General features: G+C 40.5%; 15 protein-coding genes and 2 pseudogenes. 16 read left to right on the forward strand and 1 reads right to left on the reverse strand.

Features of this window, described 5'->3' with window-relative positions; translation table 11 throughout:
- Window positions 1–23: 23 nt before the first annotated feature.
- Window positions 24–1,466: a flavin monoamine oxidase family protein gene (locus QUF78_RS12575; protein WP_289327304.1), complete on the reverse strand. Its 1,443-nt coding sequence runs from the start codon at window positions 1,464–1,466 to the stop codon at window positions 24–26.
- A 625-nt stretch (window positions 1,467–2,091) separates the two neighbouring features.
- Between QUF78_RS12575 and QUF78_RS12580 the strand changes: the two are divergent.
- The 16 genes and pseudogenes from QUF78_RS12580 to QUF78_RS12655 form a co-directional block, all read left to right on the forward strand.
- Window positions 2,092–2,398: pseudogene (locus QUF78_RS12580) on the forward strand (proline dehydrogenase family protein); the annotation flags it as partial.
- A 552-nt stretch (window positions 2,399–2,950) separates the two neighbouring features.
- On the forward strand, window positions 2,951–3,457 hold the full coding sequence (locus QUF78_RS12585; protein WP_289327305.1) for an acyl-CoA thioesterase: 507 nt from the start codon (window positions 2,951–2,953) through the stop codon (window positions 3,455–3,457).
- 1,033 nt (window positions 3,458–4,490) lie between these two features.
- Window positions 4,491–5,852 (forward strand): cytochrome ubiquinol oxidase subunit I, encoded by a 1,362-nt coding sequence (locus QUF78_RS12590; RefSeq protein WP_289324919.1) that lies wholly within the window; start codon window positions 4,491–4,493, stop codon window positions 5,850–5,852.
- An 18-nt stretch (window positions 5,853–5,870) separates the two neighbouring features.
- Window positions 5,871–6,917: a cytochrome d ubiquinol oxidase subunit II gene (locus QUF78_RS12595; RefSeq protein ID WP_289324920.1), complete on the forward strand. Its 1,047-nt coding sequence runs from the start codon at window positions 5,871–5,873 to the stop codon at window positions 6,915–6,917.
- Between the two features lie 28 nt (window positions 6,918–6,945).
- The gene (locus QUF78_RS12600; RefSeq protein ID WP_289324921.1) at window positions 6,946–7,707 is read left to right on the forward strand and encodes a hypothetical protein; all 762 of its coding nucleotides are present in this window, start codon (window positions 6,946–6,948) and stop codon (window positions 7,705–7,707) included.
- 244 nt (window positions 7,708–7,951) lie between these two features.
- Window positions 7,952–8,563: a TetR/AcrR family transcriptional regulator gene (locus tag QUF78_RS12605; protein ID WP_289327306.1), complete on the forward strand. Its 612-nt coding sequence runs from the start codon at window positions 7,952–7,954 to the stop codon at window positions 8,561–8,563.
- 60 nt (window positions 8,564–8,623) lie between these two features.
- A complete protein-coding gene (locus QUF78_RS12610; protein ID WP_289324922.1) occupies window positions 8,624–9,766 on the forward strand; it encodes an acyl-CoA dehydrogenase in 1,143 nt (380 codons plus the stop codon).
- A 123-nt stretch (window positions 9,767–9,889) separates the two neighbouring features.
- The gene (locus tag QUF78_RS12615) at window positions 9,890–11,527 is read left to right on the forward strand and encodes an AMP-binding protein (RefSeq protein ID WP_289327307.1); all 1,638 of its coding nucleotides are present in this window, start codon (window positions 9,890–9,892) and stop codon (window positions 11,525–11,527) included.
- 12 nt (window positions 11,528–11,539) lie between these two features.
- Window positions 11,540–12,889 carry an acetyl-CoA carboxylase biotin carboxylase subunit gene (locus QUF78_RS12620; RefSeq protein ID WP_289324923.1) on the forward strand — a complete coding sequence of 450 codons (1,350 nt, stop codon included), beginning with the start codon at window positions 11,540–11,542 and terminating at the stop codon, window positions 12,887–12,889.
- A 40-nt stretch (window positions 12,890–12,929) separates the two neighbouring features.
- On the forward strand, window positions 12,930–13,142 hold the full coding sequence (locus QUF78_RS12625) for an acetyl-CoA carboxylase biotin carboxyl carrier protein subunit (RefSeq protein WP_289316554.1): 213 nt from the start codon (window positions 12,930–12,932) through the stop codon (window positions 13,140–13,142).
- A gap of 17 nt (window positions 13,143–13,159) precedes the next feature.
- A complete protein-coding gene (locus tag QUF78_RS12630) occupies window positions 13,160–14,068 on the forward strand; it encodes a hydroxymethylglutaryl-CoA lyase (RefSeq protein ID WP_289324924.1) in 909 nt (302 codons plus the stop codon).
- Window positions 14,069–14,078: 10 nt separating this feature from the next.
- Entirely contained in the window at window positions 14,079–14,861 is a 783-nt protein-coding gene (locus QUF78_RS12635; protein WP_289324925.1) for an enoyl-CoA hydratase, read from the forward strand.
- Window positions 14,862–14,884: 23 nt separating this feature from the next.
- Entirely contained in the window at window positions 14,885–16,414 is a 1,530-nt protein-coding gene (locus QUF78_RS12640; RefSeq protein WP_289324926.1) for an acyl-CoA carboxylase subunit beta, read from the forward strand.
- 122 nt (window positions 16,415–16,536) lie between these two features.
- A pseudogene (locus QUF78_RS12645) lies at window positions 16,537–17,021 on the forward strand (SDR family oxidoreductase); the annotation flags it as partial.
- Window positions 17,022–18,065: 1,044 nt separating this feature from the next.
- Entirely contained in the window at window positions 18,066–19,601 is a 1,536-nt protein-coding gene (locus QUF78_RS12650; RefSeq protein ID WP_230162193.1) for a spore germination protein, read from the forward strand.
- A gap of 28 nt (window positions 19,602–19,629) precedes the next feature.
- Entirely contained in the window at window positions 19,630–20,709 is a 1,080-nt protein-coding gene (locus QUF78_RS12655) for a Ger(x)C family spore germination protein (RefSeq protein ID WP_289324927.1), read from the forward strand.
- Window positions 20,710–20,721 lie beyond the last annotated feature (12 nt).

The raw sequence follows: 20,721 nt of genomic DNA on the forward strand, positions 1-20,721 counted from the left end.
AAAGTCCCTTCGTTATATAAAGTCTAATAGAAAGTTCTAGGCAGATTCGTCACTTCATGTGCAACCCTGATGCCGGATTGAACGGCCCCTTCAATCCAAGCAGGTACGGTTGATGTATGCTCACCAGCAAAGTGGACCCTTCCTTCTGGAGTGGGAATGTATGGGAATAAGTCCGTTTCCTGACCGGGTTTAAACATGGAGAAAGCGCCGTATGCGTACTGATTCAGGGTCCAGCTATATGAAGCTCCTGATAAAAAATGATCATATACTTGTTTTCCATGGATCACTGCCAAATTTTTCAATGCGTGCTGTAAACGGTCTTTTTCTGGAAGGATATCCCACAAAGTGGCGTCATCTTCCCATGTATAACTTGCTAAGATGAGACCGGATTCACTCTGGTTGCTCGTTTGGCTGGGGTAATAAGAAAATCTAATGGGCAAATCGGTCGTCAATTTACCGCCGAAGATTCCTTCCTTTTCCCAAAACCTATGTGTGAACTGAAGTCCAATTTTTGTGGACGCAGCATAATGGAGTTCCCTTATTGCCTTCCACTTATTATGGGAAAAGGAATTCCGGGGTTCAATATCCATAAATTGCAGCAATTGAAGAGGGATAGTCACGATGGCAAGGTCACCGGTGACCGTTAAGGGTCTTTTGCTTTGAGTATGTTTGGAATGGATGGTGACTTGATTATCATGTTGAACGATCTTTGTCACTTCATATCTGAAGTTTAGATTATCCTTCAATTCAGGTAGAAAAGCATTAGGAAGCCGGTCGTTTCCTCCTTCGATTGCAAAAAAATTTACGTCTGGATTAAAGAGCGGCATAAGCTCCCGAAGTATGGCAGGAAAAGAAAGTTCAGGGAATCCTTCTATACCCATCAGGACTTTGATGCTTTCAATCGCCCCTGTTGATAGACTGATTCCTACTGGATTGTACTGCAAAAAGAAGCTCATGGAGTATTTATCAAACTCTTTAATGACTATTTCCCAATTTCTACGTGGGTCTTGAATGATGAAGTCAGTCACAGGCTTAATTGCCATGTTGAGTAATTCTTCAGCTGTTTTACCTCTTTCATGCGGAGCTACAGGGTACCTCAGTATATCCGGGTTTCGTTGATATATGGCAGCAGTCGTCTTGATTCCATTGGCATAAATGGGATCATTAGGAGTCGCATTCACAAAAGTGTTGACTCGTAAACCATACTTCTTGATGTATTCCGCAACTAAGTAATGATAATTCGGAATGCGCATGGCACCAGCTTCAAGGTAGGAGCCTTCTGAAAATGGCTCCCGTATGGTCAAAACACGCCCTCCGACCCTCCCGGTTGCTTCCAATATCGTTACATCGTGCCCCGCTTCTTTTAAAAGGGATGCTGCAACTAACCCTGACATGCCGGCACCAATGATTATTATCCTTTTGGGGATTTGGGAAGGACCCAGGCCATTTCTGATCACAGCAAGCATTTGATCGGGTGATAGCGGATCTTTGAAAAAGGACAAAGTGTTTTTCTCCTCTCTTGTTACACTTTCCTAATACGCTATCATATTCTCATGGGTCCACCATTTATGAAGGATCTTCATTAATTTGTCATGATTGATTATTGCTATCATATTCCACTAGGTTTATCCCTTATGTGGAATACTCAATTTTTAGATAATTTAAAAGTACAGGAGATGAATAAGCTGCTGATTTGTGGTTAAAAGATGATGCCTTTTTTTCGGCAGCTAACTATCTTAAGACTACTATTTATGATGGAGCCGAAATTAATTTAGAAAGTTAGAGAAGCAGTGTTCAGCCTTTTTTGAACAATGGGATGAAATAACGAAGAATGCTATTCGCAACCTTATTAAAATATTGGAAAGATCGCACCAATCTAATATATATAAATAAAAGTTGATCAAGCAATAAAGAAAGTGGATATTAAATAACTGAGGCATTAAGCGTGGCAAGGAAGTTTTTCAAAATGATTAAATTCATCGTTTTGAATTTCAAGAATTTATTTTCTTGCTTTGTCCATTGAAACCAAACGTTAATTTAGCACAACAATTGGAGTCCGTATAGTTTCATATTTTTAGTGAGTGCACACATAAAAATTATATGAGAATCATGAAGAGCATTTGCTGAGTGGTAGTTATACGGCGATTGTGTCCCATGATCATCGTATAATTGCCAGCGTAAAAGAATTTGTTTAAAAACACAATATTCCAAGTAACCAATTTGAGTTTCAGATGTTATATGGATTTAGAATAGACATGCAACTAATTTTAGCTAAAGAAGGATATATTTGCGTGTGTATATTCCTTTATGTAACGACTGGTTTGGTTATGTTATGCGTCGCTTGGCAGAAAGACCCCAAAATATTGCATTTGCCCTTAAAGGATTCTTTTCTAAATAATTGATGAGTTAATAATAATGGGTGAAGTTTTCATAGTAAGATATTTTACGTTTAGAGTTCGAAACTGGGAAATTAAACAAATAGGCACATCTACTATTTTCTATAATAGAAAAACATAAGCATAAATCTTGTCTCTTTCTCCGCTTTATCTTTGATCATGCATAAGAAGCAAGATTTACGTTGTTAATAATAAGTAGAATTCATTGATAATGATTCAGTTTCAACGGAAGTGGAAATTAAAGAAAACCCTCAGTGATGAGTATGATCTGACCACGTCCTCCCTTGACCGGTGGCTTCACCAATATGAAAAGTCTGGTTCCTTCCAAGAGAAAGACAACAGTTACTCGAACAGGAGGAGCTTTTATTGCTTCGCAAAGAGCTGGAGCAACAGCAGATGGTGAATGATATTTTAAAGCAACCTGCGCATTCTCGGAACACTAAGCTATGTAGGCCGAAAGTGAAGGATAAAAACTCAAAATTGTATCATAATATTACCATATACTAAAAGTTTACATAGGTGATTTCAGGCCCATGTTTTAGGAGGACGGGTTTATAGAAGCAAAATATTGCAAAGAATCAAGGGTGATAAGAACGAGTCGTATTTTTCCAAATGATGTGAACAATCATAATACATTATTTGGCGGCCGATTAATGAGTGACGTCGATCAAGTGGCATCGATTTCTGCAGCACGTCATAGTCGAAGTGAATGTGTAACTGCTTCAACAGATTCAGTTGACTTTTTACATCCCATTCGTACAACGGATTCAGTTTGTTTTATATCTTATGTGGCATGGACAGGCACTTCTTCAATGGAGGTATTTGTAAAAATTATTGCTGAAGATTTAAAAAGCAGTGTACGGAGAATTGCAGCGACTGCTCTATTAACATTTGTTGCACTTGATGAACAAAAACGTCCAACACGTGTTCCAAAAGTTATTCCGGAGACAGAAGAAGAAAAAAAATTACATGAAACGGCATTAGATCGAGCAAAAATGCGGAACCAGAGAAAACAAAAAAGCAAAGATGTGGCTACGTTTTTAAATGTAGATTATCCTTAACTTTCATATAGAAGATAAAACTTATAACCTACGAGGTGAAAGAAGGTAAGAGGCAATCCTTATCAATATCGATCAAGCTGAAAATCCGGACAATAAGCAAAGTGAAGTATTTGATTTACTAAGTTCAATCCAGTTTATTATAAAAAAAGTAATTCAAAAGTTAGATAACATTGTACGAGTTACTGAAAGAACCTGTTCGAATGGGTGATGAATAAGTAAAAGTTTTCACCGGCTATCGATCTCAACAAAATGATGGAGTTGAGCCTTCCGTTTTCACCCAGAAGTAACTGCTTTATCCATGTTTGATGGAGGAAAAGATCCCCCCGAACATGTCCTCTTCTGAAAGTTTTTTTATTATAGAAGTCCTTCGTTATGGTGCCAAAACCACTCGATGGAAACATAGAGCTATTTTTGCAATAAAGTTAATTTTGAATTGTATTGTTCTTTTTATGTCCAAGATAGTTCTACGGATAATAAATAAATATATATAGGCTAGTACCCGTACTTTTAATTTGATATATAGGAAAATCATTCCTAAAACTGGGCAAAAGTCAATGCCGGCCGCAATACACACATAGACTACTATTTTGTAGGGTATGTGTGTATTTTTTATGTGAAGGAAATATAAAAATGAATGTTCTTTAGAGGATTGTGAAGAATTCGCGGCAATCTTTGATTCCACTCCTAGTGATGTCAATGGTAATGGTTTGGTGACCCGATCGTTATGCGGAAGAATAAATTACAAGTTAAAGTGGAAGTAATTTATTTTATAAATACTTTATTACTTGCACAGTTATAATAAAATTGCCGTTCGTACATGCAATCTAAGCGAGGTTAAGAAGCGATTAACCGAAATATATATCCTAAGAATAACCTCGATAGAATATTGAATAAAAAATAATCCAAAAACATCATTAAGTAAATTACTGACTTTCTGTAAAATCTTTGAAAACTTTGTTTGTGGAAAATTATTAAATATTTTCCTTTACAGAGGAGATACTACCAAGAGACAAAGGTTAGAAAGGAAGACAGTATGGATCATATACAAATGGCCCGTGCGATGTTCGGGACGAATATGGCTGTACATATCATATTTGCAACGATCGGCGTCGGGTTGCCGATGATGATGTTGGCCGCGGAATTGATGTATCAAAGGACAAAGGATTTACAGTATGTTGTCATGGCTAAACGCTGGACCAAAACATTAGGGGTTTTACTTGGGGTCGGGATTCCGACCGGTACGATTGCGGGTGTACAATTGTCACTATTATGGCCTGGATTCATGGAAGTGATTGGGCGTGTCATGGCGCTTCCGTTCCAAATCGAGATTTATGCATTCATGGTTGAAGCGTTGTTCATGTCGATCTATGTGTATGCTGCTGAAAAAATCAAGCCATGGGCGCGAATCGTGAGTTTATTCTTTGTTGCATTCGGAGCAATGGCTTCGGCTGTTTTGATATCGAATGTCCATGCTTTTGAAGGGACACCTGCTGGGTTCCGGTTTGAAAATGGGGAAATCGTCGATGTCGACCCTTGGGCGGCATTTTTTAACCCAAGTTTCTTAGTGACTGCAGGACATACGGCCCTGACTGCTTATACTACAGGAGCATTTGTCGTAGCGGCAGTTGCAGCCTATAAGATGCTGAAAAATAAATATGGGACTACTGAATTTAATTTTCACCAGAAAGCACTCAGGCTCAGTATTGTATTAGGTTTGGTTTTTTCTTTTTTGACGGCACTGAATGGTCATGCGACTACACAGCATTTATATAGGGAACAGCCAGAAAAATTGGCGGCTGCGGAAGGATTGTTCGAAACAACGGACCATGCTGGACTTACCTTATTCGGTTATACAGATAGGGAAGCCCAGGAAGTGAAGTATGGGATTGAATTTCCATGGGTACTAAGCTTCCTATCTGGAAATAGTTTCGATACGGTCGTAACGGGTTTGAATGATTTTCCAGAAGAGTATTGGCCGCCGCTTTATGTCCATATCTTATTCAACGCCATGGTCCTCATTGGTTCAGGTTTAATTGCGTTAGCACTGTTTGCATTGGTTTGGAATAAGTGGCTGAAAAAGGAGACTTATCCGAAATGGATTCTCTGGCTGTTTGTTGCTGCAGGGCCGCTTTCGGTGATATCAATCGAATGCGGTTGGATTTTTGCTTGTACAGGCAGGCAGCCATGGACGATATACAGGATGCTGACCACAGAGGACTCAGTCACCTCGTACGAAAACCTTGGATTTCTTTTCACGATGTTCATTCTTGTATATATCATTTTATGCGTTTCGGTCGTGTTTACACTTTTGTATTATTTCAAACGACATTCCGTGATGGATGATATATATAAAGCCGAACAGAAAAATGTAAGGCTTTTCGATTCGAATTCATAAAAGGGGGAGGGAAGGCGAATGAGTGATGCTCTTCTTGCAATAACACTTGTGTGGGGCTTTATTTTTCTTTATGCCATCATGGCCTCCATGGATTTTGGCGCTGGCTTCTGGGCAATGACTTACATTAAAAAGGAGGAAACGAATGCTACGAAGATAGCGAATAGCTATTTATCACCGACTTGGGAGGTGACTAATACTTTTGTCGTTGGTCTTGTCATTGCGATTTACAGTTTATTTCCAGGTGCAGTTTTTCCGATCGGGGTAGCTTTGATCGTTCCCGCGAGCCTGATTTTGGTCCTGCTATGCATTAGGAGTGCTTTCTTGGTTTTCTCGCATAGCGTAGACAAATATGAAAAAGCGTTAACGTATATATCAGGATTAACGGGATTGATCATACCCGGACTATTAATCAGCGTATTGCCAATCACCCATCTGGGATTTGTCGAGGGAGTGAGAGGGAATGAAGAATTGAATCTTTCGAGACTTTTCACGAGCCCGAATGAGTATGCATTTGTGGGGTTTGGGATTATGAGCACGCTTTTTTTATCATCTTTGCTCCTATCTGATTACTCAAAACAGGCTGATGAAATGAAAGCATACAAAATATACCGCAGGGATGCGATGATAACGGGACCGCTTATGTTAGCCATGGCTCTGCTGGTAATGCTCACGTTAAAAAATGAAGCGTATTGGATCTACGAAGGGATGATGAGAAACTCTGCATTATTACTCGTCTCGCTCGTCTTTTTCATCATTAGCGGGGTAGCTCTGTACCTGCCCTATTTTTCTAAGCGGGAGGTTAAAGGGATGCCTCGCCTCGCCGTAATAGCGATTATCATTCAGTATTTGATCGGCAGTTATGTGTATGGAATCGCACATTTACCCTATATCATTTATCCGAATGTCACGATTCTTTCGGGATTTACCGACCCGACTTCATTCCGTGCCGTTTTTGCCACATATATCGTGGGCTTTGCGATATTAGTGCCAGGTTTCTATTATTTCTGGTCCATCTTCATGAAAGATCAGCGTCGAAAGTTCAAACGGCGCCAAATGTCAAATTAGTTCATCTTGGAAAAGAGAGGTTATCACTATGAAAAAGTTATATCTGCTAAAATATGCGGTTTTAGTCATCTCACTCTTTTTGAGCTATCAAGCGGTTGAAGCACATGATAAGAATTTTCAGGTTGATGGCACATATATTTCAACAAAAAGGGATGTAACAGGTGACCAGAAAATAGACATCATCCAGGTTCAGGGGTTGCCATATGAGGAAGGAAGCAAGTTTCTGAAGAAAATTGAGTTAAGCGTTGAAAGCAATCGCCGTACAATCAGTGTCTCGCTTGACGCAGGGTATAAACCTGATCTCAAGGTTGCGGACTTGAATAATGACGGGGTCCAGGATGTATTGGTCACGGTTTTGATGGAAGGCAAGGACCGTTTGATAACCAGTTACGCCTATACGTTTAAAGATGGAAAAGTTAAGGAATTGGAAGTACCTCCATCCGTTCCCGTAATGGCCCAATTTTTAGACGGATACAAAGCGGAAATCAGAATTGAAGGGCAAAAGCCAGTGGTGATAGATGTCAGTTCCAGAAAACAAACGTATGATGAATTGGGCATTTATCGTAATGGAAAGCTTAATGAACCTACCGAGCTTTTGGTTGATCCATACTCTTCACTGGACCTCAAGACCGTTTTGGGAAAAGGAAAGGGGCTTATGGGAATCCAAAATGTGAAAGGGTCCGATGAACGTGATCCGATATTTGAGATTAAATCAGTCTGGAATTATAACCATGGATGGAAGCTTGTAAAAGCCCAGGTAAAACCAGTCAAGGCAAAGAATAATAAATAATCAGTGTGATTGGTAAAGGGATAATTTGAATGAATCATTGTTCAGGCATATCTTACTTAAATAAAGTAAGTTGACAGCTCTTGGATTTGAGGGCTGTTTTTTTGTTTATAATTAAAAATTGACAATTTTTAAATATTTGGTAAAATCTAAATAAATCCAATTAACTACATAGCAACACTCTTTATGTTGTTAAATGTAAGCGGATACAAATAGGGGGTGCAGTCTTACGGAGTTAAAAGAAAAAATAATTGAAACATCGTTGACACTCTTCGATCAGCATGGTTTTCATGGTGTCTCCGTTAACGAAATCGTTAAGGCATGCGGAACTAGCAAGGGTGGTTTTTATCACCATTTCTCTTCCAAAGATGAGCTCTTATTTGTCATTCATGATTACTTTATTTCATATGTTTTAACAAAAGCACAAGAAGCCATTTCAGCAAGTACCCATCCAACAGAAAAAATGCAAAAGATCATTCAATCATTCGTTAAAGTTTTTGACCTCTATAAACCACACATCTCAGTTTTCTATCAAGAAAGCATTTACTTAAAGCCACCTTATGTTGAAGCAATTAAAAAAAAGCGTCAAATGTATAAGGAAATCATTTTTTCCGTCATCAAAGAAGGTATTGATAAGGGAGTGTTCCGCAGTGAATTGCCTGTTGAAATAACCGGGATGTCGATTCTGGGCATGGTGAACTGGTCCTACAAATGGTACAAAAGGGACGGCGGAAAAACAATCGATGAAATCGGTGATATCTACGTAGATTTAATTCTCCAGGCATTATTGACAGATAAACAAAAGAAAGCGGAAATAACCCAGCCATTTTTACTGAAAAACCAAATGGTTGCGGATTAAACAGAAAATATGACTTGTACAGACCAACTAGTCGGTCTTAAAAGGAAGGGGAATGAACAAATGGATTTCTCACTTACAAAAGAACAACAGATGATTAAGGAAATGGTTAGGGAATTTGCCGAAAAGGAAATTAAACCAATTGCGATAGAATTGGATGCCAAGTCGATGTTTGCGGAGGATGTATTCAAAAAAATGGGGAAACTTGGGTTGCTTGGAATTCCGTTCCCCGAAGAATATGGCGGCTCGGGCGGAGATACGATTTCGTATGCCATTGCGGTTGAAGAGATTGGCAAGGCATGCGGAGGAACCGGCTTAAGCTATGCAGCAGCCGTTTCACTTGGGGCAAGTCCAATTTACTATTTTGGAACCGAAGAACAGAAGCAAAAATATCTCGTTCCAATCACGACAGGTGAAACTCTGGCAGCATTCGGGTTAACAGAGCCCAATGCGGGTTCGGATGCTGGGGGTACGAAAACGACTGCTGTATTAGAAGGTGATGAATATGTGATTAATGGCGAGAAAACATGGATAACCAATGCCAGCTATTCAAGAACCATCACCGTTACCGCTGTATCGGGTAAGGATTCCCGGGGCAAGAACATCATCTCTGCATTCATCGTGCCAACGGATACAGAAGGACTTACTATCAATAGCAATTATGAAAAAATGGGAGTTCGCGCTTCCAATACGTGTGAAATCATTCTTGATAATGTCCGCGTGCCAAAGAAAAATTTATTGGGAGATCCAGACAAAGGGTTCAAACAATTTTTATTCACGCTGGATGGCGGCAGGATTTCGATTGCAGCTTTGGCCGTCGGCATCGCACAAGCAGCCTTTGACAAGGCTTTAGCTTTTTCAAAAGAGCGGGTTCAATTCGGTAAATCCATTTCAAGTTTCCAGGCGATTCAATTCAAGCTTGCAGACATGGCGATGGAAATTGAATTGGCTAGGAATATGGTATATAAGGCAGCATGGTTAAAAGACAACAAAAAACCTTTTGCAAAGGAAGCGGCATACGCCAAGCTTTTTGCAAGTGAGACCGCGTTCCGTGCCAGCAATCAAGCGATTCAAATACATGGCGGTTCTGGCTACATGCGCGAATATGAAGTGGAACGCTATTTAAGAGATGCTAAGTTATTGGAAATTGGGGAAGGCACATCCGAAATTCAAAGAATCGTAATCGCCAGACAATTAGGCTGTTAATCTTTTTGGAACGCAAAATGAACAATGATGCTAGGGTTCATTTAGGTGAAAAGCAGATGTTATCTAAACAGCAAAAAGCGTTCATCCTTACTTTTATTTGATAGGAGGAGTATGATGTCCGATTTGCTAGATGTTACTATCGGGAAACTGCTTGAAAAGACAGCTGAACAATATGGTGATAATGAAGCTGTGGTTTACCATGAACTTGGCCTTCGCCATTCGTATCGCGAATTTGAAAAGATTTGCCGAAAGGCAGCCCGGGGGTTCATGTCACTCGATATTGAAAAAGGGGAACATATCGCCATTTGGGCGTCCAATAAACCGGAATGGCTTATATCCCAATTTTCCACTGCGAAAATGGGCGGGGTGCTGGTTACGGTCAATACTAATTACCGTACAAGTGAACTGGAATACCTGCTAAAGCAATCGGATTCGACGACGATTATCCTGATGGAACAATATAAGGATCATTCCTATATAGAAACGCTGTATGAAATCGTACCTGAATTGAAAAATGCAGAACCGGGAAAATTACAATCTGAGAAACTGCCAAAATTGAAAAATATCATCGTTTTAGGCGAAACGCGTTATCCCGGCACGTTTTCCTGGGATGAAGTCATTAGTGGGAGCGAATCCATTTCGGAGGAGTCGCTGGACATGAGGATGGGGGAATTGGGTCCAAGTGATGTGATTAATATGCAATATACATCAGGGACGACAGGATTTCCAAAAGGTGTGATGCTAACGCATTCAAACTTGGTCAACAACGGATTGAATGTTGCGGAATGCATGAAGCTTACCAAGGATGACCGGCTTTGCATCCCCGTTCCGTTTTTTCATTGTTTCGGCTGTTCCCTTGGTACGATGGCCTCTGTTACTGTAGGGGCAACAATGGTGCCCATCGTGGAATTCAATCCACGCGCAGTCCTTCAGGCCGTTGAATCCGAAAAATGTACGGCGCTTCATGGTGTACCGACGATGTTCATCGCTGAACTTAATCTCGATGACTTCGACCAGTATGATTTACGTTCGTTACGGACTGGAATCATGGCAGGCTCAACATGCCCGATCGAAGTCATGAAAAGTGTGGTGAATAAGATGGGGATCTCGGAAATTACGATTACCTATGGTCAAACGGAATCATCTCCAGGAATTACGATGACAAGAACGGATGACCCAATCGAACTTCGTGTTTCCTCAGTGGGTAGGGCCTTGCCGAAAGTGGAAGTGAAAATTATCGATCCAGCTACTGGGGAAGAAGTCCAGCGGGGCAAACAGGGTGAACTTTGTTCAAGGGGATACCATGTGATGAAGGGATATTATAATAACCCGGAAGCTACTGAGCTGGCGATTGACCGGGAAGGCTGGCTTCATACGGGAGATTTAGCGGTGATGGACGAAAATGGTTATTGCAAGATTACAGGTCGGCTGAAAGATATGATCATTCGCGGAGGGGAAAATATATATCCCCGTGAGATAGAAGAATTCCTCTATCAACATCCTGCAATAGTCGATGTACAGGTACTCGGCGTTCCAGATCAAAAGTATGGGGAAGAGGTAGCGGCATGGATCATTTTGAAAGCGGGAGAAACCCTTACGGAGAAAGAATTGATTGAGTATTGCAAAGGGAAAATATCTTTTCATAAAATTCCCCGTTACATTCAATTTACGGATGCTTATCCAATGACTGCATCCGGAAAAATCCAAAAGTATAAGCTTCGGGAACAAACTCTTGACCTACTATCGGAACACACTAAATAAGGAGGATATCGAATGATTCGAAAAATTCTTATCGCAAACAGAGGAGAAATAGCATCACGTATTATTCGTACATGCAAGAAGATGGGAATACTTACTGTCGCCGTCCATTCGGAAGCAGATTCGGATTCGCCATTTGTGGGATTGGCAGATGAGGCATATTTATTGGGTGGTTCAAGAGTACAGGAAAGCTATTTGAACGTCGATAAGATTTTGGAACTCGCTAAAGAAACCGGAGTCGATGCCATTCATCCAGGTTACGGATTTCTTAGTGAAAATGCAGATTTCGCCCGTTCTTGCGAAGAAGCCGGCTTGATATTCATTGGTCCCAAACCAGAGGTCATCCAGCAGATGGGGAATAAAGTCGAGGCAAGGAAAAAGATGGAGGAAGCGGGACTTCCATTGGTTCCAGGATTTTCACGTCCATTAATTGATAGCGCAGAAGCGGCAGCCGTTGCCGAAAGGATTGGATATCCAGTCATGTTAAAAGCAGCGGCGGGCGGCGGGGGAATCGGCATGCAGGCCGTTGCCGATGAAGATGAACTTTCCAAAGCCTTCGAAGGGAACCAAAAACGTGCCCAATTGTTTTTTGGCAATGGAGATATGTTCATTGAAAAATTGATAGAGAAACCTCGTCATATCGAAATTCAAGTATTGGCGGATTCCTTTGGGAATGCTGTTTACTTATGGGAAAGGGAATGCTCCGTTCAAAGGCGTCACCAGAAGGTCGTGGAAGAAGCTCCCTCTTCTTTCCTAGACGAAGAAACAAGAAACAGGATGGGAATGGCTGCAGTGAAAGCGGTAAAATCCATTGGTTATAGCAATGCGGGTACCCTCGAATTTTTAGTTGATGCGGATAAAAATTTCTATTTCCTTGAAATGAATACGCGCCTTCAGGTTGAGCATCCTGTCACCGAAGAAATTACGGGACTGGATTTAGTCGAGCAGCAAATTAAAATAGCGTCAGGCAACAAACTGGAATTCACACAAGCAAAGATTAAAAAGGATGGACACTCCATTGAAGTGCGCATATATGCTGAAGATCCGAAAACCTTTTACCCAGCACCGGGGAAAATCACCAGCATGGAACTTCCTGAAGGTGAGGGGATCCGTCATGAATTGGCGGTTCATGGAACTTCTGTCGTCTCGCATTTTTATGATCCGATGATCGCCAAATTGGTAGTGAGCGGCGATTCGAGGGATAAAGCAATCGAGAGATTAAGAGAAGCGCTGGAAAGCTATAACATAGAAGGAATCAAAACAAACCTTCCATTGCTGAGGGAAATAATTTCTCATGAAGCTTTTTCCCAAGGGGATACGACTACGGATTTCATTGGGAAATATATAAAAAAATTGACTGTATAACGCATATTTTTAAAACATTAATGATCTGGGGGAATATAAGATGGCAGAATTAAAAGCAAGCATGGCAGGAAGCGTTTGGAAGATCGTAGCGAACGAGGGGCAAAGTGTAACCGAGGGACAGGATATCATTATCTTGGAATCCATGAAAATGGAAATCCCGATTGGAGCTGAGGATGCCGGCACCATCAAAGAACTTAAAGTGAATGAGGGGGATTTTGTAAATGAGGGCGATGTATTGGCCGTCATTGAATAAAGGGACGGAGGGGTAAGATGAATTGGCCCGAAAAGGTGATAATTAAGGAAGTCGGTCCGCGTGATGGGCTACAAAATGAAAAGGTCATCATACCTACGCGAAGCAAAATCGATTGGATCGACCATCTTTCTGATACAGGACTATCTTATATAGAAGTCACTTCTTTTGTACATCCAAAGTGGATTCCTCAATTGAGTGATGCCGTTGAGGTGGCTAAGGGAATTAAGCGCAATCCCGGTATCACTTATGCTGCCCTTGTACCCAATCAAAGGGGACTTGAGTCGGCGCTAGAGGCTAATATCGATGAAATTTCAGTGTTCATGTCATCCAGTGAAACTCATAATCTTAAAAATATCAATAAATCGATTTCCGATACCTTTCCAGTATTGAAGGATGTCATCGGGACAGCAGCAAAAAGCGGGAAAACGGTTAGGGGTTATGTTTCAACCGTTTTCGGCTGTCCTTATGAAGGGGAGGTTTCAACCGAACAGGTTTTCCGTGTTTGTGATCAACTTTTTGAATACGGAATCAATGAGGTCTCATTGGGTGATACCATCGGGGTTGCATCTCCAAGACAGGTTGCCTTGTTCCTTGAACAGGCTGTTAAAAGATATGATATCAGCCAAATTGCCCTCCATTTTCATGATACAAGGGGCATGGCACTCGCTAATGTACTCGAATCACTGAATTATGGAGTGGTCACTTTCGACTCTTCGCTCGGTGGTTTAGGGGGATGCCCGTATGCACCAGGTGCGAGCGGCAATGTGGCAACGGATGACCTGATTCATATGCTTCATAATATGGGAATACACACGGGAATCAATCAAGAAAAACTAACTAAGGCTGCGACCATGATGCAAAGCTTTTTGGAAAAGCCATTGCCTAGCCATCAAATGGCTGTATATAACGCGGAAAAAGAAAATTGAGGTGGAATTTATGACTTCATTAGTTGAGATCAGTCATGAGGAAAAGGGAATTGCCATCGTGACTTTGAATCGTCTGGATGCTGCCAATGCATTATCCACGGAATTGCTTCATTGCTTAATCGAAGGGTTGGATGAACTGAAAAGGGATTCCAATTTACGAACCGTCATATTAACGGGAGCAGGGGAAAAGGCGTTTTGTGCAGGTGCTGACCTTAAGGAACGAGCTGGGATGAATGATGATAAAGTCAAGGAAACAGTCAAGCTGATCGGTGAGACGATTACGGCTGTAGAAAACCTTCCAGTCCCAGTCATCGCTGCAATTAACGGCTCGGCTTTTGGCGGAGGGCTGGAGTTGGCTCTAGCTTGTGACATACGCATCGCATCGGAAACGGCAAAAGTGGGATTGACGGAAACGGCATTAGGAATCATCCCGGGCGCCGGCGGTACTCAGCGCCTGCCGCGAATAGTCGGAATACCTACAGCTAAAGAACTGATTTATACAGCAAGGAGATTGGACGCAAAAGCAGCACATGCCTTGAAAATCATCAGTCATGTATATCCGCCCCAACAATTACTTGAGGAAGCGAAAAAACTGGCTGGGGAAATTGCGGGCAATGCCCCATTAGCACTCAGGGCAGCAAAAGCGGCGATCAATCAAGGGGCTGATACCGACTTGAACACAGGATTGCAAATTGAAAAAGACTGCTATCAGACAACCTTAAAAACCCGCGACCGACTAGAGGGTCTGTCAGCATTCAAGGAAAAGCGCAAACCGGTATTTACGGGTAAATGATTTCAATTGAAGGAGGAACATGAATGGTAACGACGGATAAACTAACCGAAACGGTTGAAACGATTAAAAAAGGCGGTTTAGAAAAATATCATCAAAAAAATGCTGAAAAAGGAAAGCTTTTCGTACGTGAACGGCTAGAGCTTCTATTCGATGAAGGGGTCGAAATAGAGGACGCTTTCTTTGCGAATTGTTCCAGTGATGGCCTTCCCGCAGATGGTGTAGTTACAGGTATCGGGAAAATCAATGGTCAGAGGGTCTGTGTCATGGCCAATGATTCGACGGTAAAGGCCGGTTCCTGGGGAGCAAGGACAGTCGAGAAAATCATTCGCATTCAGGAAACAGCTGATAAATTACAGTTGCCCCTCCTTTATTTAGTCGATTCTGCCGGTGCTCGAATCACGGATCAGGTAGAAATGTTTCCGGGACGCCGCGGTGCAGGACGAATCTTTTACAACCAAGTGAAGTTATCGGGAAAAGTCCCGCAAATTTGTCTATTGTTCGGTCCGTCTGCGGCGGGTGGGGCATATATTCCAGCTTTTTGTGACATTGTCGTAATGGTTGAGGGAAATGCATCCATGTACTTAGGTTCACCGAGAATGGCAGAAATGGTCATTGGCGAAAAGGTGAGCGAAGAGGAAATGGGCGGGGCGAAAATGCACTGTTCTGTTTCAGGGTGCGGGGATGTGCTTGTTAAGTCGGAAGAAGAATCCATCGCGTTTGCACGCCGATACTTAAGCTATTTTCCAGGAAATTATCAAGAAAAGCCTAAAGCCACAAAGCCTGAGCTGCCTGCGGATTTCGAAAAAACATTGGAAGAACTGATTCCAAAAAATCAGAATGCAGCCTTTAATATGTATGACCTGATCGATAGGATCATAGACAGGCAATCGTTTTGTGAAATCAAGAAGCTATTTGCTCCTGAATTAATTACTGGGCTTGCAAGGCTAAATGGGCAAACGATAGGGATCATTGCCAATCAGCCGCGAGTCAAGGGCGGCGTCCTGTTCCATGATTCAGCCGATAAGGCAGCCAAGTTCATCAATTTATGTGATGCTTTCCATATACCGTTGTTGTTCCTGGTGGATATTCCTGGATTCATGATTGGGACGAAGGTCGAACGGGCAGGCATCATTCGCCATGGTGCGAAAATGATATCGGCCATGAGTGAAGCCACGGTCCCAAAAATTTCAGTCATTGTCCGTAAGGCTTATGGGGCTGGACTTTATGCGATGGCCGGTCCCGCTTTTGAACCGGATTGCGTTCTTGCCTTACCGACGGCATTGATTGCGGTCATGGGGGCAGAAGCTGCGGTCAATGCCGTCTATGCCAATAAAATCAATGCGATGGAACCAGAAGAGCGCCCGGCATTCATCGAACAGAAGCGCAATGAATACAATGAAGACATTGATATCTACCGCTTAGCCTCCGAGATGATTGTTGATGGCATCATCCAGCCAAATGACCTGCGTGATGAATTGTGCGCCAGGTTTGAAGCATATAGCAGTAAACAATTGACATTCACCGATCGTAAACATGGAGTCTATCCAGTCTAATTAATTCAATAAAAAGCCCGGTCATGATGACCGGGCTTTTTATCTTGTGTTAAAATAAATGACTTTTCAAATAATAAGAAAATTTTTTTCCATTTAGAGTTGCTAAATCACACAAGGAAGGTAACCACGTTGGTATCCAATTCCAACAACTAAGTCTGCTTGACATTACAGATGAGCAATTCGATGACACCTTCAAAGTTAATATATACTCTCATTTTTACACAACAAGAGCAGCGCTTCCTCATTTAAAACCAGGCAGCTCTATCATTTGCACTTCTTCAGTGGTGACGTATGTAGGTGAGCAGCAAATGATTGATTATACGGCCACAAAAGGCGCAATTGTTGGTTGGACACGTGCCTTGGTAAATATGTCGTGAAACAAGGGATCCGAGTCAATGCCGTCGCCCCCGGCCGAATTTGGACCCCACTTATTTCAGCAAGTTTCTCGTCAGACCAAGTCGCTGTATATGGAGCATTTAATCCAATGGAACGAGTTGCCCATCCATTTGAACTCGCACCAACCTTTGTCTATCTTGCTTCTGATGATTCTCGTTTTGTTACTGGGCAAGTTCTTCATGTTGATGGGGGAGAATCACAACATTCCTAATGGAAGGGGGTTACCATTTTGAGATATGAATTTAATCCAGAAGTAAAGCTATTGCTAGTAAACCATTCAAATGAAAAAGTAAAGATGGTCTATATGGAGGATTCCTGGCCAATGTCTAAAATAGCACTTAGACCACCATACTATTGCTACCCAAGTTACGAGCTGAATTATCCAATAATCTAAAAAATAACAGACAAACTTCTATACACAGTGTGGAAGTCCATTCAACTTAACTATCATTACCTGCTTTTTCTTCTATACATTAATATTTTCGATTTGAGATATCAGACCGCTGAAAGCATAATACAAAAGTTACATACTGGAGCTACTTCTCCTAGATCCATCATTGCACATCATTTAGTGGAAGGGCTTTCATGCAAATCAATTAAACAAGACTAATAGGGAGAAGAATTTCTGGCGAATAGCCTCCCACGCACACACCAAAGTACAAACAATAAGGCGTAACAGTTTTAGTCTTACGTAGTTGAAATATCGATGAATAGATATTCTTACCCTTGATGATTTCGAGGATTTTGTGTGGATTTGGGTCATGCGCAAAATTACAACAGATATAAAAGTAGAGGATGATCAAGAAGCTGATATTAAGATTATACTGAAATAGTAGATAATGAGGGCATAAATCAATGAAGTTTAAAAAAGGTTTGAAAGAAAATGATGATACACTAATAGCAAACTGTTTGAACAAAATGAGGGTTGGGTTAATGTATGGACCGGTTTAAATGAGTATCCTGAATTAGATATAAAATTGAGGGGGGCATTAGAGTTTAAACTCCATTCGATGATTTAAGAGAGCCTTTTGGCTCTTTTTATTTTGAAAAAGTTTTAACTTTGTAAATTTGTGTTTTGCTGTCCTACCCTACCCCTACAGGGATTATTTCTATTAGGATCATGGTCCTTTGCTTACTCTAAGCTATATTTATATTATGAGTTTTCGCTTATTCTAAAACGGATTTACATAAAAATGGGGATGCCTTTACATAATATAGAAGGATATGAATTCTTTTGTAATAGGGAGGTGATTAGATGTTCTTCAAAAAACGAAAGATTAGAAATAATAAAGACAAACAGGCCGTGACTGAGAATTCACAAGATATTGGCCAGCTGTTTGCTAAGGTTAAAAAATCCAGTGATTTTAAACAATTTCCACTTACGGATGAAGCGGGACATTTAATCATTTCTTACTACAATACACTGGTCGATCAACAACAACTCCAACTGAAAATTTTAATGATTTTCCGAGAGACCCCTTTTGAACTAGACAGGCTAGAGAAAATTGATGACATAAAGAAAATCATCGCAATAGAAGATATTGTAATAACGGATAATCAGAACGAAGCTGAATCAAAGTTACTTAAAGGGTATGCGATACTTCAAATGAAGGAAAATGATCAAAGGGTTGCTTTAATTCTCTTATCTAATGATAAAGCTGGATTGCGTGAACAAAATAACGTTGAAAATGAGTTTAGTGTGGTGGGGCCACAAATTGGGTTTCTTGAGAATATTGATGTAAATATACATTTATTAAGACAACAAATAAATACAACTGATCTAATTACGAAGGAAGTAAACATTGGTTCTACTTCAAATACTCGAGTTATTATTGCTCATATTGATGGGATTACGAGTGAGCAGCATGTTAATACCATGACCCAACGGCTTCAAGATATTGATTTTGATGTCATTTTTGATACTTCTCAGCTGCATCAATTTATAGAAGATAATTCCCTTACACCGTTTCCTTTGCTTCTTCCAACTGAACGTGTGGATAGGGCCGTTCAAGCTCTTATTAACGGACAAGTAGCTGTTTTAAGTAGTGGGTCGCCATATGTCATTACAGGTCCTTCTACGATCATTGATTATTTTATGTCACCTGAAGATTACTTTCTCCCATGGATTCTTGGATCTTTTTTTCGTTTAATACGGGTATGCAGTGTCCTTTTCTCCATTTTTGGAACATCTATTTATATAGCTGTTATCACTTACCATTACGAGATGATTCCAAACGATTTATTCGGTTCACTTAGTATTTCTCGTTATAATGTCCCGTTTCCGCCGGTATTAGAGGTGATTTTTCTGGAATTCACGATTGAACTATTACGTGAAGCGGGAGTCCGGTTACCTACAAAGGTAGGACAAACATTGGGAATAGTGGGCGGTATTGTTATCGGCCAAGCGTCAGTTGAGGCGTCCCTTACAAGTAATGTCTTACTCATTATAGTCGCCTTATCTGCCTTAGCTTCCTTTACTACTCCAATTTATAAAATGTCGAACACTATACGTTTTTTACGTTTTCCTTTAATTCTCTTCGCATCTATTTGGGGGGGACTAGGAATCGTTATCGGGATTGCCTTTTTAATCATTCACCTTACACGGTTAGAATCTTTAGGAACACCCTATACCGTTCCATTTTATCCTTTTAGGCCTGAGGATTTAACGGACAGCCTGATCCGTTCCTCTTATAGTAAAACATCCAAAAGGCCAAATTATTTACGTCCTAAATCAATTTGGAGATACCACCCACATAATCACAAAAAAAAGAAAAGTGATTTTGATGAATAATCAGGAAAGGATAATAAAGGTGAATTAAATGAAATTATGTTTTCTGTTAACTTTTAGCTTAACTTTCTTTTTATCAGGGTGTGGTATACATGAGAGGATCATTGATGAAGTTCAGATAATTGAAGCTCTAGGATATGATCGGGAAGAAGGCAAAGTTAAAGGAATTGCTATTTATCCTACTTTCGCAGAGCAGGGAAATGTCAATTTGAAGATTTATAAAACGGTGTCTGATTCAAATGAAGACATACTCCCGAGAATGAATGCAAAATCAGCCTATCCTATTGAGACAGGAAAATTAGATTTTGTATTGTTCGGCAAGGAATATGCCAGACAAGGGATCGAAGATGTTATCACTAATTTTGCCCGAAATCCAAGAACGGCGAGTCGAATGCAGTTGGGCATTGCTGAAAACAAAGCCGAAGATATACTTCAATCCAGTAAACATGTGAATCTTTCATTCCATTTAAGTAAAAAAATCAATCAAAACATTAAAAGTGGTAATTTGCCAAAAATGAATCTGCACATGTTTTTGCACAATTTTCATCAAGAAGGGAGGGATCAAATTTTACCTTACCTTATCCTAGAGGAAAATCAAATTAAAATTGACGGGTTAGCATTATTAAAAAACGGAAAGTACATAAATCATATTAATTTAAGACAGTCCTTAATTCTAAAAACATTAATTGATGGGTCTCAAAATGGACAATATAAAGCCAAAATCACGCAAAATAAAAAGGAAGGTTTTATTCTCTTGAAAAACATGGATGCAAAAACTACATATACGGTTGAGAAAAGCGAAGGCATTCCGAGTATATTCATTGATTTAACCATCCATGCAGAGATTGAAAAAGCATCATCCTGGTTTGATTTGAAAAAAGATAAAGATATTGTAAAATTGGAACGAATTTTAAATGAACACTTTAAGGAAGAGGTCCAACGTTTAATTTCACTGGCACAAGGATACAATGTAGATCCCATTGGGTTGGGAGAAAAGGTTAGAGCCAAATCAAGAAATTGGGACTATCAACGGTTTATGGACATATACCCAGAAGTAAAAACCACTGTACACACAAATATTGACATCCTAAATACAGGTATTGAAGAGTAAGTCTGCATGATA

Source organism: Peribacillus sp. ACCC06369 (genome assembly GCF_030348945.1).
Lineage (GTDB): Bacteria > Bacillota > Bacilli > Bacillales > DSM-1321 > Peribacillus.